Below are 16,109 nucleotides of genomic sequence, written 5' to 3'. Positions count from 1 at the left end.
TGAGGCAGCCGCCCGTCGGCCGGCGGCGGATCTTCCCGCGGTGAGTCCGCCCGATTCCGTGCGGCCGGCGCGGCCTTGGCCACCCGGGCCGCCACTGTTACCTCCGCTCCGGCAGCAGCTGCAGGGCCGTCGCCGGGTCGCACAGGTCGTAGGTGTTGATCACCGGGGCATCAATGACGCCGGCTGCTTCCCGGGCGGCCAGCGGCGAGGCGGTCAGCAGGCCGGAGACGGCGGGCACGCTGACGCCGGCGTCGCGCAGGACGGCCACGCCGGCGGTGGCGCCCAGGGCGTCGGCCGCGGAAAACACCACGTGGTCCACGGCGGCATGGAAGACCGGGTCGGCCAGCAGCCGGGCCGTTTCGCCCTGATAGACGCCGTCGGCAATTTCCACCACCACCACGTCGGTCTCGGAAGTGGTCAGCGCGTCGATCAGGCTGGTGAGCAGGCCGCGCACGCGCTCGTAGTCCAGCAGGTAGGTGGTCGGGAAGCCAAAGTCGGTGAAGTCGAGCACTTTCGCGGCTCCGGCATCGGCGAACAGCAGCGGGTCGTTGCCGGCGCCGGTGCCGGTGGCCTTTCCCGCGGACACGTGCAGGCCGGCCGCGGTCAGGCCCTTGACCAGGCAGCCAAGCGTGGTGGACTTGCCGGAGTTCATGGACGTGCCGAGCACCGCAATGACCGGCGGCCGTCCCGGCAGCGCGGTGCCGGCGCCGATCGAGTGCGGCGCCAGGTCGGCCAGGTTGACCGCGCGCCCGTCCCGTGCCAGCAGGCCGATGGGCTGGATGCGGGTGGCCCTGTCGATGCCGGCGTGCTGTTCCAGCACCCGCGCCGCCAGTCCGCCGCCGGCCACCAGCGAGCATTCGGACAGGTCGGCGGGTACCACCGCCAGGAACTGGTCCGGCGCGTACCGGTTGCCGTAGGCCACCAGGATCTCGTCGCGGACGAACATTGCCTGCCGCCGTGAGGCCGGGCTCTCCAAGCGGGTGTGCTTGCCGATCTCGACCACCCGGGCCAGCACCACGTCGCCGGCGGCCGGGGCGGCCTGGAGCAATTGGTAGCCGGTGGCGTCGAGGCAGAGGCGCTCTGCCAGGAACCGGGTGGTGTACGCCTTCTTGGCCCGGCGCAGCCGCTGCGGGTCCACCGGAGCGGCCGCCGGGCCGAAAAGCTCCTCGGCCGCACCGACGGCCGATGCGGCAACGGAGAAAACCTCCGCCGCCGCGCCGGCCGCCGGTGCTGCAGGGGTGCCGAGTGCTTTGAGTCCTGTTGTTCCAGCGGTGCCTGCGGGGAAGTCTGTGATGGTCATGGCCTGCTCCTTGGTTGTTGGGTGCGTCAGGAATGAGTCAACACATCCGCGATGAAACGAACATGACAGCCGCATGAGGGCTTTCTCATGAACCGTTTACCCTGCGGTTACCCGCGCTCCCCGCGCCGTTCAGTCCACCGCGCCTGAAAGTCCCCCAGCTTCCGGAAGCCTCATCCGGGCCGGCGCGGACCGCCGCCGGGCTATGGTTGATCAGGGGACACGTCACTGTGGGAGCCGTCCCGTCCACCGGGCAAGAAGGGGAAGAGTGCTGGCACTGGTACGTCACGGGCAGACCGACTGGAACGCTGAGGGCCGGCTGCAGGGGCATACGGATGTGCCGCTCAACAGCGTGGGCAGACGGCAGGCGCTGGACGCCGGCGGCTGGCTCGCCGAGAGCGATTGGAACGTCCTCGTGTCCTCGCCGTTGCACCGCGCGATGGAGACCGCCCGCCTTATCGGCAGCCGGGTGGGACTGGAGTTGGCGGAAACCGTGCCGGACCTCTCGGAGCGCGACTACCGCGGAATCGAAGGCACCGTGCTGCGCGGCCTGGAACGGCCGGAGATCGACGCGCTCATGCGGCAGGCCGAGCCCGAACGCAAGGTGGCCGCGCGCGGCGTCGCCGGCCTGCAGGAAGTGCTCCGCACCTACCCGGGCCGCAACATCATCGTGGTGGCCCACGGCACGATCCTGCGGCTCACGCTGAATCTCCTCCACGGCACGCCGCGGGGCTACATCGCCAACGGTGAGACCGTGCGGTTGGATCCCGACCTGGTGCTCGGCTACCGGGCGGACCCGGACCAACTGGCCGCCGCGCGCTTCTGACCGGACCGGTGCTCGGGTTCCAGCCGCCAAACGGTGACGGGGCCGAACGGGTGATGGGGGCAGGCCACCAGCTGCCGTGGAGCGGCCAGGTTCCTAGCTCCCGTCCAGGTGCCGGTGCAGGACGGCCGCCGCATGCGCGGACAGTTCCTCCCGCGGTGCGCACCAGTCCACCCAGCGGTGCAGGAAGGCGGTCACCTCGCCCGGGTCAACCGGCTCCAGTCCCCCTTCGGCCAGCACGGTTTCGCTGATCAGATCCAGCTTGACCGGGCTCACCCGGGTGAGGCGTCCGCCGTCGTAGTCCCAGCCGTAGCCGAGAACCAGGTTCAGCATGGCGCGTTCGGCGGGCGAATCGCGCCCGGTCTCCCGCACATAGCGGGCGGCCGTCTCCTCGATTTCCTCCTGGCGGAGCGCCTCGAGTTCTTCTTCCCGGACAGGCCCTGGTTCGCCGCCGCCGGACGGCAGCGCGCCGGCGGCGGGCGCGTCGGCGGCCTCGGCCCCGGTGCCCGCCACAGTTGTCCCCGCCACTGCCCCTGCCCCCGCCTCGGCGTCGTCGAGCTCGGCATAGTCCTCGTCGGAGAGCCAGTCTTCGCTCTCGTCCTCGGTGTCGTCCGCGAGCTCGATGATCGTCCGCAGCCACGCCTGGGCCACCCAGCGGCGCGCACCGAAGTCCTCGTCCACCATGTGCTCCGGCAGGTCCGTCGAGGCATCCAGTCCTTCCCAGGCGTCCAGCGCGGCGCCGGTCAGGTCTGCGTCCGCGTCGAGCACCAGCCCGGCTTCCTGGGCGTCCGCGTTCAGGTCTTTGAGCGCGGCGGCCGGATCGTCCACGAGCCCGGTTTCCATCACCGTGCCGCCGAAGATGTTGCCGTCCAGCAGTGCCAGCAGCCCCACCTTCTCGGTGCCGGTGGTGAATTCGAAGAGCATGTTGGCTTCGTCGCCGAAGACGTCCGCATAACGGTGCAGGGCCGTCACGGCCACCGGATGCTTGGCCCATTCCGGCTCGGTGAACCCGTCGGCCACCAGCCGGTCGGCCAGGGTTTCGGCGTCGCGGCGCATGTCCGGACGATCGACCAGGAAGGCCAGCGCGCGCAGCATCGGCACGGTCCCGGGGCCGGTTCGGTCCTCGGCCAAATCCAGCCAGGCGTAAAACAACTCATGACGGCGCTGTTGGCCGGATGCGTCGGCCGTGTCCCACAGGTCCAGCAGGTAACCGGCCAGGGAATGGGCGTCGATGGGGCTGGGCGAGTCCAGTGTGTCGGCGAACGGCCGTTCCAACTCGCGGTAGAGCTCCAGCAGCGGATCGCCGGCCGGCCCGCCCTGCCGGCCACCGAACCGGCTGTTCTTCAGCTTTTTCGGCTTGCGCTTGCGGCTCACAGGGCTCATGGCACGAGTGTGCCACGACCGCCGCCGCGAAGGTACCACCGGGCGGGCCCGCGGCCGCGGCGCGTATCGGCTCACAGGCCGCGCATTCCGCAGAGGACCCGTGCGGAACGTCCGCCCCGGATGTAAGACTGGCCGCATGCCGTTTTACCAGGACCCCTCCGCCACCGAACCGCTGACGGCCATTCCCCTGGTCCAGCGCACCAAGAGATGCTTCCAGCTCGCGGCGCCGATTTTCTACCGGGCGGAAACAACCTCCCCCGTGGTCCGGATCGAGGCGCACGATCTCTCCGCCGGGCTCGAGCACAATTCCACCGACCTGGCGTCGGTGCCCACCTGGATGTGGGGACTCATCGCCAGCTACGGACGGCAGACCGCTCCGGCCCTGCTGCACGACCAGCGCACGACGATGTGTTCCAGCATGCCGGGCGAGAAGGGGCTGCAACTGCGCCGCATCTACGACGAGGAATTCCGCCGCGCACTGCTGGACACCGGGGTGGCGGCCTTGCGTGCCCGGCTGATGTGGGCGGTCGTGACGGTCCAGGCTTACCTTCAGTATGCCGGTGCCCGCGGCCGGCTGCTGACGGCGTCCGTCGGGGCAGGTGCCGTCGGGCTGCTGGCCGGCGCCGTGCTCGCGGCAACCGGCGCCGGCCTGGTGCCCCTGGCCGCGGCTGTCCTCCTGACCGGCGCCCTCTGTTTGGCTTGGAGCCGCGACTGGGCGGTGGTCGCCGTCCTGGCTCCGGCGTTCGCGTTGTTCTCGCCCGTGCTGGCCGCAGCCGCCGCCGGGGCCCTGCTGCTCTGGGTCTGCGAAACGGCGTGGTGGGCAGCGGGCAAACCCTTCGCAAAGCGGCCCGATCCGCCGCCCGTCGTCGGACCCTTGGCGCGGACAACTCAACCGTGAGCCCCGGCGGTATTCCGGGCTCCCGGGCGCGCTCCCTGGGCCGGCTTCCCCGCCCGGAACCGGTGTCGGCCAGCCCCCGAAAGCGCCGGTTTGGTTTGATTGGCAAAACCAAACGGAAACGGCTAAACTTGAGGCATGCCCGCCAGCTCCCGCAAACAGCCCGATCCGGGCGTCATGATCCGTGACGCCGTGGCTCAAGTGGTGCGCTGGGCATCCCATGCGGAGACGCGAAAACAGCTGTTCGACCCGCGCGAGGTTGGCCTGACGCCCACCGACGTGGCCTTGCTCGAGTACATCGACGACAACGGCCCCGTCCGGGTCTCGGAACTGGCCTCGCAGCAGGGCGTGGACAAATCCACCATGACCCCGCAGGTCCGCCGCCTGGAGGACAAAGGGCTGGTGGACAAACAGTCCGATCCGGACGACGGCCGGGCCACCCTGGTGACGGCGTCCACGGCCGGACGGCGGATGCACCGGAACATCGGCAAGGCCGGCGCGGCCGTCGTCGATGAAATCCTGGCGGATTGGTCCGACGAAGACCGCGAAGCTTTTGCCCAATTCTTTACCCGCTTCGCCGAGCAACTGCTGCGCGGTGAAGCGTCCACCCGAAGCGACTCAGAAAGGAACACGACCGGCGATGTCATCGAAGGCTCTTGAGCAAGGTGGCAAACACGATCTGCATACGCTTTCTACACGGTTGACCGCAACCCGGCAGCTGCTGACCCAGAAAGTACGTACCGCCGGTTTGCTGTTCCCGCTGCTGACCCTGGCCGGTACGGCCGTGTTCTGGTCCATCGTCTGGCTGCTGGACACCGCCCCCGTCCACGCCCTCTCCCCCGTCAACGCGTTGCTGCGTATCTACGGCACCGGAATCGCGGTGATCGCCACGATGGTCATCGTCGGCGCCTCCGTCTGGCTGATCGTCAAGCGGTTGGGCTACTCCGACAGGTTCACCGAGGTTCTGTTCGAGCATGCCGACGATATCGGGCCGGTTCCGGCCGCGTCCGGCAGCCTGGCACGGAGCGCCACTGGGCCGGCGGCCGGCAGCACCATGTCCCCGGCGGCCGGCAGCGCCTTCGCTGCGCTGCCGTCCGCGGCTCCCCGACTGCAGCTTGAGGCCGCACGCACCGACGCCGATGCGCGGCCGGTCTACGCACTCGCTGCCCCGACGGCGCAAGCCGAAGCCATGCCCGGCGCCCCGGCTGCGGCGGCACCGGGCGGGGAAAAGCCTGCCGTCGCCGAAAACCGGGCGGCAGACCCAGCGACGGGATCGGCCTGCACCGCCCCGCCGCTGGCCAAGGGCAACCCGCTCAAGAAGGGCAAAGGCCGCCGGAAGTAGCGGCCCCACCATCCAATGGCCGGCGTCAGCGAACGGGCGCCGGCCATTATTCTTGCCAAACGCCGCCCGCTGCCCGGGCGGAGCTTCGCGGTTGCCGGTCAGCCCCGGGACGGATCCAGCTGGGCGGCGGCCGCCGCCTGGAGGTCCGGGTCGCCGGTGGCCATGGCATACAACCCGTAGTTGATCGGACCGGCCGAAACCAGTTCAGCACAATGCTCGGCCAGCCGCTGCGGCACCCGGCCGCCCGCTTCCCGGAAGGTCCGCACGGTCAATTCGAAGGCCTCGGGGGTGGACATCATGTAGTGCAGGCTGAAGTCCAGGGCCGGATCCCCCACCCTGGCGCTCGTCCAGTCCAGCACCGACCGGATCTCGGCGTTCTCGTCCAGCAGCAGGTGGGCCGGGTACAGCTCACCGTGGCTGAAAGCGGTGAAGTCCGGCCAATAGCTGTCGTCGCCCAGCCAGGCGTCCCACCGTCGCAGCAGGTCCGGCGCCACCCGGAACTCCGATCTCACCTTGTCCAGGTTGGTTCGCATCTCTTGACGGACCTCGGCAGCCGTCAAAGCCGGGATGCCGGCCTGCCGCGCCTCGTCCGCGCTGATGCGCTGCAGCTGGGCGATCAGCCGTCCCAACGACGCGCAGTAGGCGGGAGACTCGCGGTCGAAGTGCCAGACGGGCTCCCCGTCCTCGAGCGTCAGGCCCGGCTCGCCCGGCAGTTCGGGGTAGGCGATCAGGCCACGGTTCCGGATCCGCCAGTCCGGCACCGCGGCGGAAATCCTGTTCTTGACCAGGTTCAGGATGCTGGCCTCGTCGGACATCTTCGATGCGACGTCAGGCCGCCGCGGGATCCTGAGCACCCACCTCTTGCCGTCATGGGCGGTGGCATAGGCCACCAGGTAGTCCAGCCCTGCTTCGTTGAACCGGATGGAGCGTGGATCGATGGCCAGCCCGTTTTGTGCGGCGAGGTCGGCGACGGAGTCCGGCGTGTAGTCGTGCGCTGCGCTCATGGGTACCTCCGGTCGGCTGTGTGCCACTGTAGCCACAAGCCCGCGCGGAGGCCATGCCTGCCCGCCACGGCGCCTGCCCGGCCCTTAATGCCCCCGCCGTACCGCCGCCAACACTGCGGCAAGCACGACGGCGGTGCCCCGCCCCGCGTGGGGAGGCACCGCCGTCGACGGTTCCCGGAGGACGGCCGTCCTCTTCGGTCAGCCGCGGTCCGCCACGTCGTCGGCTGCCACTCCCTGGCGCAGGGTGGCGCCGCGGAAGAACTCCGGGTTGCGCCGGTACATGAGCACCATCAGCACCGCCCCGAGCAGGATCACGCCGCAGCCGAGCACAAATACCAGGCCCAGGCCGCCGATCGAAGAACCGGAACCGTAGGCAGGATCCATCGAGTCCACGGCCGTCTGCACGAACATCACCAGCAGGATGACCCCTCCCAGCAGCGGCGCCAGGAACTTGAGCCCGAAGCCGCGTAGCGAGGCGAAGGCATCGGCCCGGAAGTACCAGACGCACGCCAGGGCGGTGACGCCGTAGTAGAAGCAGATCATCATGCCCAGCGCGGTGATGGTGTCCCACAGCGCGTTCTCGGACATGATCCGGGTGACGGTGTAAAAGCCGCCGGCCGCCACCGCGGCCGCGACGGTGGCGTAGCTGGGCGACTTGTACCTCGGGCTGATCGTGGCGTAACCGGCCGGCAGCGCCCGGTAGTGGCCCATGGCGAGCATGGTCCGGGCGGGCGAGACGAAGGTGGACTGCAGCGACGCGGCCGAACTGCTCAGCACGGCCAGGGACATCAGGATGGCGAACGGTCCCATCACCGGACCGGCGAGCGTGGCGAAGATGCTCTCCTGGTTCTCCGGGTTGCCGGCGCCCAGGCCCTCGGTGCCCACGCCGGCGTAGGCCAGCACGGCCAGTGCCACGGTCATGTAGATCACGACGATGACCATGATGGTTGCCGCGGCGGCACGGCCCGGCGTCTTTTCCGGGTCTTTCGTCTCCTCGTTCATGGTGAGGGTGACGTCCCAGCCCCAGAAGATGAAGATGGACAGCGAGATGCCGGCGGCGAAGGCCGAGAAGGATTCGACGCCGAACGGGTTGAACCAGTCGGCGGAGATCTCCAGCGCGTCGAACGCGGTGCCTCCCGCCACGTGGCCGAAGGCGGCCACGGCGAACCAGACGAGCACCACCACCTGGAACGCCACCAGCACGTACTGGAAGGTCTTGGTGGTTTCCATGCCCCGGTACGAGATCCAGCAGGCCAGTCCGATGAAGATCCAGGTGGTGGCGATGTTCAGCGGCAGGTTGTTGGTCAGGTCGGCGAGCGCTGCATTGCCGGTGAGCTGGGCGAGCATCAGGTAGAAGAAGTCGACCGCCACCGCCGCCAGGTTGGAAAGCACGATCACCGTCGCGGCGATCAGGCCCCAGCCGCCCATCCAGCCCACCCAGGGACCGAAGGCACGGGTGGCCCAGGTGAAGGACGTGCCGGAATCCGGCATGGCATTGTTCAGCTCCCGGTAGCCGAGGGCCACCAGCAGCATCGGAATGAAGCCCACCAGGAAAATCGCCGGCAGGTGCACGCCGACCTCGGCGATGGTGGGGCCGAGCGCCCCGGTCAGCGTGTACGCCGGGGCAATGCAGGAGACGCCGATGACGACGGCGCCGAGCAGGCCGACCGAACCGGATTTCAGGCCCTTCCGGCTCAGTCCGCCCGCGGTACGCCCGGGCTTGGTGATGGTAGTGGTCATGGTCATGCCTCCTTGCGGCCGGCGCCGTCGGAATCTTCAGGCCCCGTGGGCTCGCCGGGATCTTCGGTAAGTTGTGGGGCGCCCAGGTAGCCGCGCGGGACCACCACCATGGGCACCGGCAGCGCGCGCAGCACCTTGCTGGCCGTCGCCCCGAGGAACATGCGGTTGTGCGGCGCCAGCCGGCTGGAGCCGATCAGCATCACTTCGCCGTCGTCCCACTCCAGCGCGTCGATGGCGTCTTCGATTGAGCGGCCCTCGGCGACGCCGGCGGTCACCCGGCCGGGCAGCACAGCTTCTGCCTCTGCCAGCCGTTCCTTCACGTGGGTTTCGGCGCGGGATACCGCGTCCGCGTCGGAGGAATCCAGCGGCACCAGCGAGAGCAGTCGCAGGTCCAGGCCCCGCTGGTGGCCGGCGTTCAAGGCGACCTGCATGACCTCGTCCGCCCCAGCCCGGTTGCCGATGCCCACCGTGATCCGCGAGACGGAGTCGGTGCGCCGGTAGCCGCGCGGCGCCAACGCCACGGGGACCGTGGACGCGTGGAGCAGTCCGCTGGCGACGGTGCCGACGCTGAAGCGGCGGAAAACACTGTTGCGCCCGGCACCGATCACGATCAGCGCCGCGCCGAATTCCTCGGCCGCGGCAATCAGGCCCTCGGCGTTGGAGTCGGCCGGGCGAACATGGGCGCGGGCCGGCACGTCGTCGGGAACCAGGTCCAGTCCCTCGGCCAGCCACTGCCGGATCTGGTCGGAGAGGATCCCGCCGAAGCCCGATTCGGGCCGCGGATAGGCGCCCGAGTAGGGCGAGGATTCGGGCAGCACCATGACCAGGTCGAGGCTGCCGCCCTGCCGGCGGGCCAGCGCCGTCGCGAGGTTGACCGCCTCGCGTCCGCTGTCCGTGGCGGTGTAGGCAACAACATAACGCCGCATGCCTAGCCCTCCCGGCCGGCAGCAGGGACGAGCTCACCGGCGTCGGCCGTGTGTGCCGCGAGGATGCGGGCGGCGGTCGCGCGGCCCATCCGCACTGCGCCGTCCACGTGCTGGTAGCCGGCGCCGGCCAGATCGGAACAGGACCAATGGATCGGTCCGACCGGGGTCGACTGGTCCTTGCCGTAGCGGGACAGGCCGCCCAGATCGTAACTGGAGGCGTAGGCGCCGCGGGTCCATTCCTCTGACCCCCAGTCCGACTCGTAGTACACCACCGGGGCCAGCGCGGCCGGGCCCAGGTAGTCGGCGATTGCGGAGAGGATCGCGGCCTTGCGCTCCCCCGCGCTGAGTTCGAACATCGCGTCTGCCTTCTCATCGCTCACGAAGCCGACCAGGGTGCCGCGCGAGTCGCCGTGGTTGGTGTTGTCGTACACCTCCTGGACCACCGAGTTGGCGCCGAAGCACGTTCCCGAGAGGCCGTCGGCCCGCCAGAACGGCGTTTCGTAGACGGCGTGGACCTTGATCACCAGGCCCAGGGACTGGTGCTGGTGCATCTGGTGCTGCCGGCGCGGCAGCGGCGGGTCGTAGGAGACACGCGAATACAGGTTCGGCGGCACGGCCATCACGGCGTAGCGGGCCTCCACGGTGACGCCGTCCGCGGTGGCGGTCACGCCGTCGTCGTTCCAGCGCAGCGCGCGGACGGGTGCGTTGAGCACGACGTCGTCGCCCAGTTCTGCGGCCAGGCGCACGGAGACCTCCTGCATGCCGCCCACCACGCGCTTGTCCAGGATGAATTCGTCGTCGACCAGGTTGCTGAACGAGCCGGCGGACGCGGCCATCAGCACCGCCTGCAGCACCGAGAACGAGTGCGCCGGCTTGGTCAGCATGCCGCCGGCCACGAACAGGCCGATGTTGTTGCAGGCTTCCTCGTCCGCGGACTGCTGGCGCAGCCACTGGTCGAAGGAGATGGTGTCCAACTCGCGGGCCTTGGGGTGCGCCCACGGTTCGTCGGCGCCGACCTCGCCGGCCAGGGCGTCCAGCAGCCCGATCAGCCGGTTCATCTCGGACTCCGTGGAGGCGCTGACCGGGAACATGGCGCCGGTGTAGCGCTTAGCTTCGCCCGTGGGGTCCAGGTAGATGCTCTCGCCGTCGCGGTAGCGGCTGTAAGTCTCAAGCCCCAGCTCGTCGAGCAGCTCCAGCAGGGCCGTCTGGTCCGGTGAGACCCACTGTCCGCCAATTTCGAGCATGGCTCCGTCCACCACGTCGGTCCAGGTGCGGCCGCCCACGCGGTCACGCGCCTCCAACACGGCCACGGACATGCCCGCCCGCTTCAGGTCCCGGGCCGCGGTCAGCCCGGAGGGCCCGGCGCCGATGACTACTACGTCCCGCTTCAACTTGCTCACTGCGTTCAACTCCCATTCGTGCCGTGGCGGTCCGGCCGCTTGGTGCCTGGCCCCGCCCGCTAAATGAACGACATTCATTTAGCGTCAACACTGTAACCCGTGCCACAGCGTTTTGGAAACCGGTGCCTCCACGGACGTTCGGAAAGCGTTGCGTAGGATGGCCCTATAGGCCGCACCGCCGCGGCCCGCACGGCCGAGGGAAGAGGGAGCCCGTGGTAACAGCACGCCCAGCCGGCGAGGAAGCCTCCGTCCGGAACGGGAACCGCCCCGCCGGACGCCCCGTGCAGAAACTGCTGTCCAAGGAACTGATGACGACGGCGGCGCTCGGCCTGATCGAATCGCGCGGCTACGAGGGGCTCACCATGTCGGCCCTGGCGCGCACCCTCGGGGTGGCACCCTCCGCGCTCTACAACCACGTGGCGTCGAAGCACGACGTCCTGCTGCTCCTTCAGGACCATGTGATGGCCGGCGTGGACGTGAGTGTGTTTTCCGACCTGGAGTGGGCGGACGCGGTGCGTCGCTGGGCGTGGTCCTACCGCGACGCCTTCACCCACCACGCCCCACTGATTCCCGTGATCGCGGTGCTGCCCGTCACCGGCGCACCGCACACGCTGGCCATGTACGAGGCCGTTACCGCCGGCTTCCTGAAGGCCGGCTGGCCGGAGCCGCAGGTCGTGCCGGCAATCGTGGCCCTGGAGTCCTTCATTTTCGGGTCGGCCTTCGACGTGACCGCGCCGGCAGACATCTTCGAATCGGGCGAGCTCGCCGCGGCCAACCCGGCCTTCACCTCCGCCGTGCGGTCACAGGATGCCGGCCCCGCGGGCTCGGCTGCGGATGCGGCCTTCCGGCTGGGCCTCGAGGCGCTGATCGCCGGCCTAAAGATGCAGCTCAAGGCGGCCAAGTCCGACTGACTCCGGCACGCCCGCTGCACCCCCTGCCCCATCTCGCCCGCTCCGCCTGCCCGCCTGGCCACGGAACGCCCGCTCCGCCTGACCCCGGCACGCCCGCTCCGCCTGACCCCGGCACGCCCGTTGCAGCCCTGCCCCATCTCGACCCACCCCGCCCCACGATCGAGAAGTCTAACGCCCCTTCCAGGCCCGAAAAGGGCGTCATCCGAATAGTCGATGGCGTGTGGGGAGAGTTGGCCTGCGGGAGCCGGGAGTGGGGAACGGCGGCGGCCGGGTGGTCCTTTCGACGAGCGGAAGCGGGTCTTCCGAGCAGGCGGAAGGGGTGTCTTTTGTGCCCGCCCTTTTCCGCAGGGAAAACCATTAAACCGCAGGGAAAGTGCATCGTTTACCCATGCAGGGAAGCATTCCCCGGCAGGTGTCGCAGGATAGGCAAAAGCCGGCCGTTTCGGGGCTTTCGGCTTGCTAATTTTCTTGAAGAGCTGGCGAGGTGCCAGCCGGCCGCTGGCCAGAATGCCAGCGATTCAATCGCACAGGAGTTCTCATGCTTTCCATCATCGCCACCCTTCAGACCCTCGGTTTCACCGTGAAGAACCGCCTCCAGCGCGAGGAGACCGGCGCCACCGCCGTCGAATACGCCCTCATGGTTGGCCTCATCGCCGTCGTCCTCATCGCCGGCCTGACCATTTTCGGCCCGCAGCTGCGCGACTTCTTCGGCACCCTCGCCACTCGGCTGAACATTCTCCCCGCCAAAGTCTAATTCCGGATCGATCGTATCCACCTCCTGGGTGGCTGGGACGGCGGCATCGTTTGCTCCCGTCCCAGCCACCGAACCGTGAAAGAGCAACACATGAAGCGCCTGACATCGGAACGCGGAGCGGCAGCCATCGAGTTCGCCCTGGTCTTGCCCGTTCTGTTGTTGCTGCTGCTGGGGATCGTCGAGTTCGGACGCGTCTACAACGCCCAGATGCAGCTCACCGCAGCTGCACGGGACGGCGCGCGCGTCATGACCATTAACAGCACGGCGTCCAGCGCGGCGGAATCCCGGGCGGCAGTGATCGCCTCGGCTCCTGCACTAAACCCGCGGATTGCACCGGAGCAGGTCACCGTCGCCGTTTCCCCCAGTGCCACCGGTGTCTGTGCTCCGGGATCGGTCGCCACCGTCACCGTGGCCTACCCCATGGCTTTCCTATCCGGCCTCTTCGGGGCCAGCATCACCTTGACCGGCAAAGGAGTCATGCAGTGCAGCGTCTGAGCGACGAACGCGGCGCCACCGCCGTCACCACCGCCCTTTTCATGGTGGTCCTGCTCGGCATGGCCGCGGTCGTCCTGGACATCGGGGCCCTGTACTTCGAGCGCGCCCAGCTGAAGAACGGCGCCGACGCCGGCGCGCTGGCCGTCGCCCAGAACTGCGCGGCAGGCCACTGCGATGCGGACTTCACGGCCCTCGCCACGTCGCTCGCCAACCAGAACGCGAACGACGGCCTGGCCAACGCCAGCGTCCAACTGGACCCCGCCGCCGCCACCGCCACGGTCACCACCACCACGCGGTCTTTCGACGGCCACTTCCTGGCCCAACACTTCGCGCCGATCCTCGGCCTGGACGACTCCGCCTCCGTCACCACCCAATCCCGGGCCCGCTGGGGAGCTCCCGTCGCCGGCACATCCGTCCTCCCCATCGCGATCTCCTACTGCCAGTTCCTGGGCATGCTCGACGGCGGCCTGCAGCGGGTGGAATTCAACCCGAACGGGCTGACAACGTCTGGATCTGTATGTTCCAGTTCAACGGTGCCGGGCAGCACCGGGGCGGCCTACACGATTCCGGGCGGCTTCGGCTGGCTGAAGCAAGATCCGGCCCGCCCGTGCCAGGCCAAGATCAACATCGGCGCGACCGGCCTTCCGGGCTTCCCCGTCGATCCTGAAGTCGCCAGCGATACGGGTAACGACGTGCCGTCCGCCTGCAAGCAGACCAACATGCTGAATCAGATTGCCGGCACCACCGTCCTGTTGCCGCTGTACGACAAGGTCGGTGGCCAGGGGACGAGTGGCTGGTACCACATCATCGGGTTCGCGGCCTTCAAGGTCGCCGGCTGGAATTTCAGCAGCACGTCCCATAACAACCTCAGCCCGGCCTCGGTGCAGTGCACCGGCAGCTGCCGGGCACTCATCGGCGAGTTCGAAACGTTCGTGACGCTCGACGCCGGCGAACAAGACTTCATCTTCGGCGGCGCCAACAACACCTTCGGCGCCTCCCTCGTCACGCTTGTCCATTAGGAGCACCGTCGGTGAAAAAGAGAATCATAGGGGCCCTGGCGGCCCTGCTGATGGCCGTCGTCGGAACCATGATGGTCCTCGCCTACATCGGCAGCGCCGACCAGCGTGCCTTGGCCGGCACCGAGACGGTGGAGGTCCTGGTGGTCGCAGAGAATGTGCCGGCCGGCACGCCCGCCGAAGAGCTCGGCGCGTACGTTGCGGCTGAGGTCGTTCCGGCCAAGGTCGCGGCGGCCGGAGTGGTAACGGACGTGCAGAAGCTGGCCGGACAGGTCGCCACCGTCGACCTCATCGCCGGCGAACAGCTGCTGGCCGCCCGCTTTGCCCCGCCCGCGGACCTGCAGGAACCGGGAACCGTGGCCGTCCCGAAGGGCATGCAGGAGGTCTCCATCTCCCTGGAGCCGGCACGCGTGGTCGGCGGGCAGTTAAAGGCCGGAGACACCGTGGGCGTCTTCATCTCGATGGAAGGCGCGGGCGACAGCAAAACCGTCACACACTTGGAGCTGCATAAAATCCTGGTCACCCGCGTTCAGGGCGTGGCGGTCGCCGCCGAGTCCGGCGACGCCACCGTCCCCGCCAACAACGTGCTGGTCACCCTGGCGGTCATGGCACCGGACGCCGAAAAGATCGTGTATGCCCAGGAGTACGCCCGCACCTGGCTCTCGAAGGAACCGGCCGACGCCAGCGAAAAGGGAACGCGCCTGGTGGACAGCGACGAGGTCTACGAATGAGCCGCTACGTACTGGTGGGCACCGACGCCGGCTTCGAACAACGCTTCGCCGCTGCCGCGGTAGGTTCCCTGGCCGGCCATACCCAGCTGTGGAACGGCGCGGGCCTCCCCACCGAACCCAACGATGTCTTCGCAGTGCTGTCCAACCCGCAGCTCCTGGATGCCGTGGTGCTTGGTCCCGGGCTGGCCACCGGTCAGGCGCTGGCCCTGGCGGCCGAATTCGAATCCCAGCGGCCCGAGGTTTCGGTGCTGCTGGTCGCGGCGCCGAACCCCGACGTCGTGCTGGCCGCCATGCGCGCCGGCATCCGCGACGTCGTGGCTCCCGGCGCCGATGTCCGCGATATCGCCGCACTGCTGCACCGTGCGGTACGCAGCGCCAGCCACCGGCGGCACAGCGTTCCCTCGTCCGATGGCCAGGCCGCGAACGGCCGCGTTGTCGCCGTCGTCTCCCCCAAGGGCGGCGCCGGGAAGACCACAGTGGCGACCAACCTCGCCGTCGGGCTGGCTGCCGCCTCGGAGCAGCAGACCATCATCGTCGACCTGGATCTGCAGTTCGGCGACGTGGCCAGCGCGCTCTGCCTGGAGCCGGAGCATTCCCTGGTCGACGCCGTGCAGCCGCACGCACAGAAGGACAGCATTGTGCTCAAGTCTTTCCTGGCCCGGCACCCCAGCGGGCTGTATGCGTTGTGCGCGCCGCCGTCCCCGGCCGATGCCGACCAGGTCACCGGCGAGCAGGTATCGCTGCTGCTGGACCAGTTGGCCGCGCAGTACGCGCACGTCATCATCGATACGTCCCCGGGGCTGTCGGAGCACACGCTGGCCGCGCTGGATCGCGCCACGGACTATATCTTCGTGGGCGGCATGGACGTTCCCAGCATCCGCGGACTCCGAAAGGAGCTCGAAATCCTGCGCGAGCTGGGCATGGAACCGCTCACCCGCCACATCGTGTTGAACGGGGCGGATCCGCGCGACGGTCTCACCCGCCGCGACGCGGAGACCACCCTCGGGTGCAAAGTCGACGACGTCATCCCGGACACCCGCGCGGTCCGGATTTCCACCAACCAAGGCGTGCCGGTGCTCGAAAGCGCCCCGCGCGATCCTGCGGCCCGCGCCTTGCACAAGGTGGTGGACCGCTTTGCCCCCGCCCCGGCCGGCCTGCTCAAGCGCCGCGGTCGTCACCGAAGAGGATAGCCATGAACCTTGCCCAACGGCTTCAGGCAGTGCACGGCACCGCCCCGACAGCTCCCCCCGCCCGCCACCATGCCGCCGCGCCCGCTGCCGCCGCCACCACCGCGCCGGCACCGGCTGCTTCCGCATCCGCTGCTCCGGCGACGACGACGACGGCGACGGCGGCGACGGCGGCGACGCCGGCGACTGCCTCGTCCACCCTGGC

General features: G+C 69.1%; 17 protein-coding genes. 10 read left to right on the top strand and 7 right to left on the bottom strand.

Annotation, left to right across the window (positions count from 1 at the left end; all coding sequences use genetic code 11):
• Nucleotides 1-97: 97 nt before the first annotated feature.
• Nucleotides 98-1,300: a P-loop NTPase family protein gene (locus tag AC5RUH_RS15730; protein ID WP_494129046.1), complete on the bottom strand. Its 1,203-nt coding sequence runs from the start codon at nucleotides 1,298-1,300 to the stop codon at nucleotides 98-100.
• A 265-nt stretch (nucleotides 1,301-1,565) separates the two neighbouring features.
• Here AC5RUH_RS15730 and AC5RUH_RS15725 point away from each other — a divergent pair, with 265 nt between their 5' ends.
• On the top strand, nucleotides 1,566-2,123 hold the full coding sequence (locus tag AC5RUH_RS15725; RefSeq protein ID WP_494129045.1) for a histidine phosphatase family protein: 558 nt from the start codon (nucleotides 1,566-1,568) through the stop codon (nucleotides 2,121-2,123).
• Nucleotides 2,124-2,216: 93 nt separating this feature from the next.
• On the opposite strand, the gene AC5RUH_RS15720 is transcribed toward AC5RUH_RS15725, so the two are convergent.
• Nucleotides 2,217-3,503, bottom strand: coding sequence for a hypothetical protein (locus AC5RUH_RS15720; protein ID WP_494129044.1), 1,287 nt, complete (start codon nucleotides 3,501-3,503; stop codon nucleotides 2,217-2,219).
• A 136-nt stretch (nucleotides 3,504-3,639) separates the two neighbouring features.
• On the opposite strand from AC5RUH_RS15720, the gene AC5RUH_RS15715 reads away from it, so the two are divergent.
• The 3 genes from AC5RUH_RS15715 (at nucleotide 3,640) to AC5RUH_RS15705 (ending at nucleotide 5,740) form a co-directional block, all read left to right on the top strand.
• Entirely contained in the window at nucleotides 3,640-4,401 is a 762-nt protein-coding gene (locus AC5RUH_RS15715) for a DUF1353 domain-containing protein (RefSeq protein WP_494129043.1), read from the top strand.
• A gap of 135 nt (nucleotides 4,402-4,536) precedes the next feature.
• Nucleotides 4,537-5,058 (top strand): MarR family winged helix-turn-helix transcriptional regulator, encoded by a 522-nt coding sequence (locus AC5RUH_RS15710; protein ID WP_494001551.1) that lies wholly within the window; start codon nucleotides 4,537-4,539, stop codon nucleotides 5,056-5,058.
• A complete protein-coding gene (locus AC5RUH_RS15705; RefSeq protein WP_494129042.1) occupies nucleotides 5,039-5,740 on the top strand; it encodes a hypothetical protein in 702 nt (233 codons plus the stop codon). Before AC5RUH_RS15710 ends, AC5RUH_RS15705 begins: the two co-directional genes overlap by 20 nt.
• Nucleotides 5,741-5,838: 98 nt before the next feature.
• Here AC5RUH_RS15705 and AC5RUH_RS15700 read toward each other — a convergent pair whose 3' ends face one another.
• From AC5RUH_RS15700 to AC5RUH_RS15685, 4 genes are all read right to left on the bottom strand, one after another.
• Nucleotides 5,839-6,744 carry a macrolide 2'-phosphotransferase gene (locus AC5RUH_RS15700; protein WP_494129041.1) on the bottom strand — a complete coding sequence of 302 codons (906 nt, stop codon included), beginning with the start codon at nucleotides 6,742-6,744 and terminating at the stop codon, nucleotides 5,839-5,841.
• 198 nt (nucleotides 6,745-6,942) lie between these two features.
• Nucleotides 6,943-8,484 carry an APC family permease gene (locus tag AC5RUH_RS15695; RefSeq protein WP_494102014.1) on the bottom strand — a complete coding sequence of 514 codons (1,542 nt, stop codon included), beginning with the start codon at nucleotides 8,482-8,484 and terminating at the stop codon, nucleotides 6,943-6,945.
• A gap of 2 nt (nucleotides 8,485-8,486) precedes the next feature.
• Complete coding sequence (locus AC5RUH_RS15690) at nucleotides 8,487-9,410, bottom strand: universal stress protein (protein WP_494129040.1); 924 nt, start codon at nucleotides 9,408-9,410, stop codon at nucleotides 8,487-8,489.
• Nucleotides 9,411-9,412: 2 nt separating this feature from the next.
• Nucleotides 9,413-10,810, bottom strand: a complete 1,398-nt coding sequence (locus tag AC5RUH_RS15685) for a flavin monoamine oxidase family protein (protein WP_494129039.1) — start codon at nucleotides 10,808-10,810, stop codon at nucleotides 9,413-9,415.
• Between the two features lie 212 nt (nucleotides 10,811-11,022).
• Between AC5RUH_RS15685 and AC5RUH_RS15680 the strand changes: the two genes are divergently transcribed.
• The 6 genes from AC5RUH_RS15680 (at nucleotide 11,023) to AC5RUH_RS15655 (ending at nucleotide 15,907) form a co-directional block, all read left to right on the top strand.
• Nucleotides 11,023-11,721: a TetR/AcrR family transcriptional regulator C-terminal domain-containing protein gene (locus AC5RUH_RS15680; RefSeq protein WP_494129038.1), complete on the top strand. Its 699-nt coding sequence runs from the start codon at nucleotides 11,023-11,025 to the stop codon at nucleotides 11,719-11,721.
• A 538-nt stretch (nucleotides 11,722-12,259) separates the two neighbouring features.
• Nucleotides 12,260-12,475 carry a Flp family type IVb pilin gene (locus AC5RUH_RS15675; RefSeq protein ID WP_494129037.1) on the top strand — a complete coding sequence of 72 codons (216 nt, stop codon included), beginning with the start codon at nucleotides 12,260-12,262 and terminating at the stop codon, nucleotides 12,473-12,475.
• A gap of 90 nt (nucleotides 12,476-12,565) precedes the next feature.
• Complete coding sequence (locus tag AC5RUH_RS15670; protein WP_494129036.1) at nucleotides 12,566-12,970, top strand: TadE/TadG family type IV pilus assembly protein; 405 nt, start codon at nucleotides 12,566-12,568, stop codon at nucleotides 12,968-12,970.
• Nucleotides 12,958-13,989, top strand: a complete 1,032-nt coding sequence (locus AC5RUH_RS15665; protein WP_494129035.1) for a pilus assembly protein TadG-related protein — start codon at nucleotides 12,958-12,960, stop codon at nucleotides 13,987-13,989. Before AC5RUH_RS15670 ends, AC5RUH_RS15665 begins: the two co-directional genes overlap by 13 nt.
• 11 nt (nucleotides 13,990-14,000) lie before the next feature.
• Nucleotides 14,001-14,717: a Flp pilus assembly protein CpaB gene (gene cpaB / locus AC5RUH_RS15660; RefSeq protein ID WP_494129034.1), complete on the top strand. Its 717-nt coding sequence runs from the start codon at nucleotides 14,001-14,003 to the stop codon at nucleotides 14,715-14,717.
• The gene (locus AC5RUH_RS15655) at nucleotides 14,714-15,907 is read left to right on the top strand and encodes a CpaE/TadZ family protein (protein WP_494129033.1); all 1,194 of its coding nucleotides are present in this window, start codon (nucleotides 14,714-14,716) and stop codon (nucleotides 15,905-15,907) included. Before cpaB ends, AC5RUH_RS15655 begins: the two co-directional genes overlap by 4 nt.
• Nucleotides 15,908-15,929: 22 nt before the next feature.
• Here AC5RUH_RS15655 and AC5RUH_RS15650 read toward each other — a convergent pair.
• The coding region (locus AC5RUH_RS15650) for a hypothetical protein (RefSeq protein WP_494129032.1) at nucleotides 15,930-16,109 on the bottom strand (180 nt) is incomplete at its 5' end.

The sequence above is a fragment of the Arthrobacter sp. Y3223166 genome, assembly GCF_059090935.1.
This window is presented reverse-complemented; position numbering and strand designations above follow the sequence as displayed.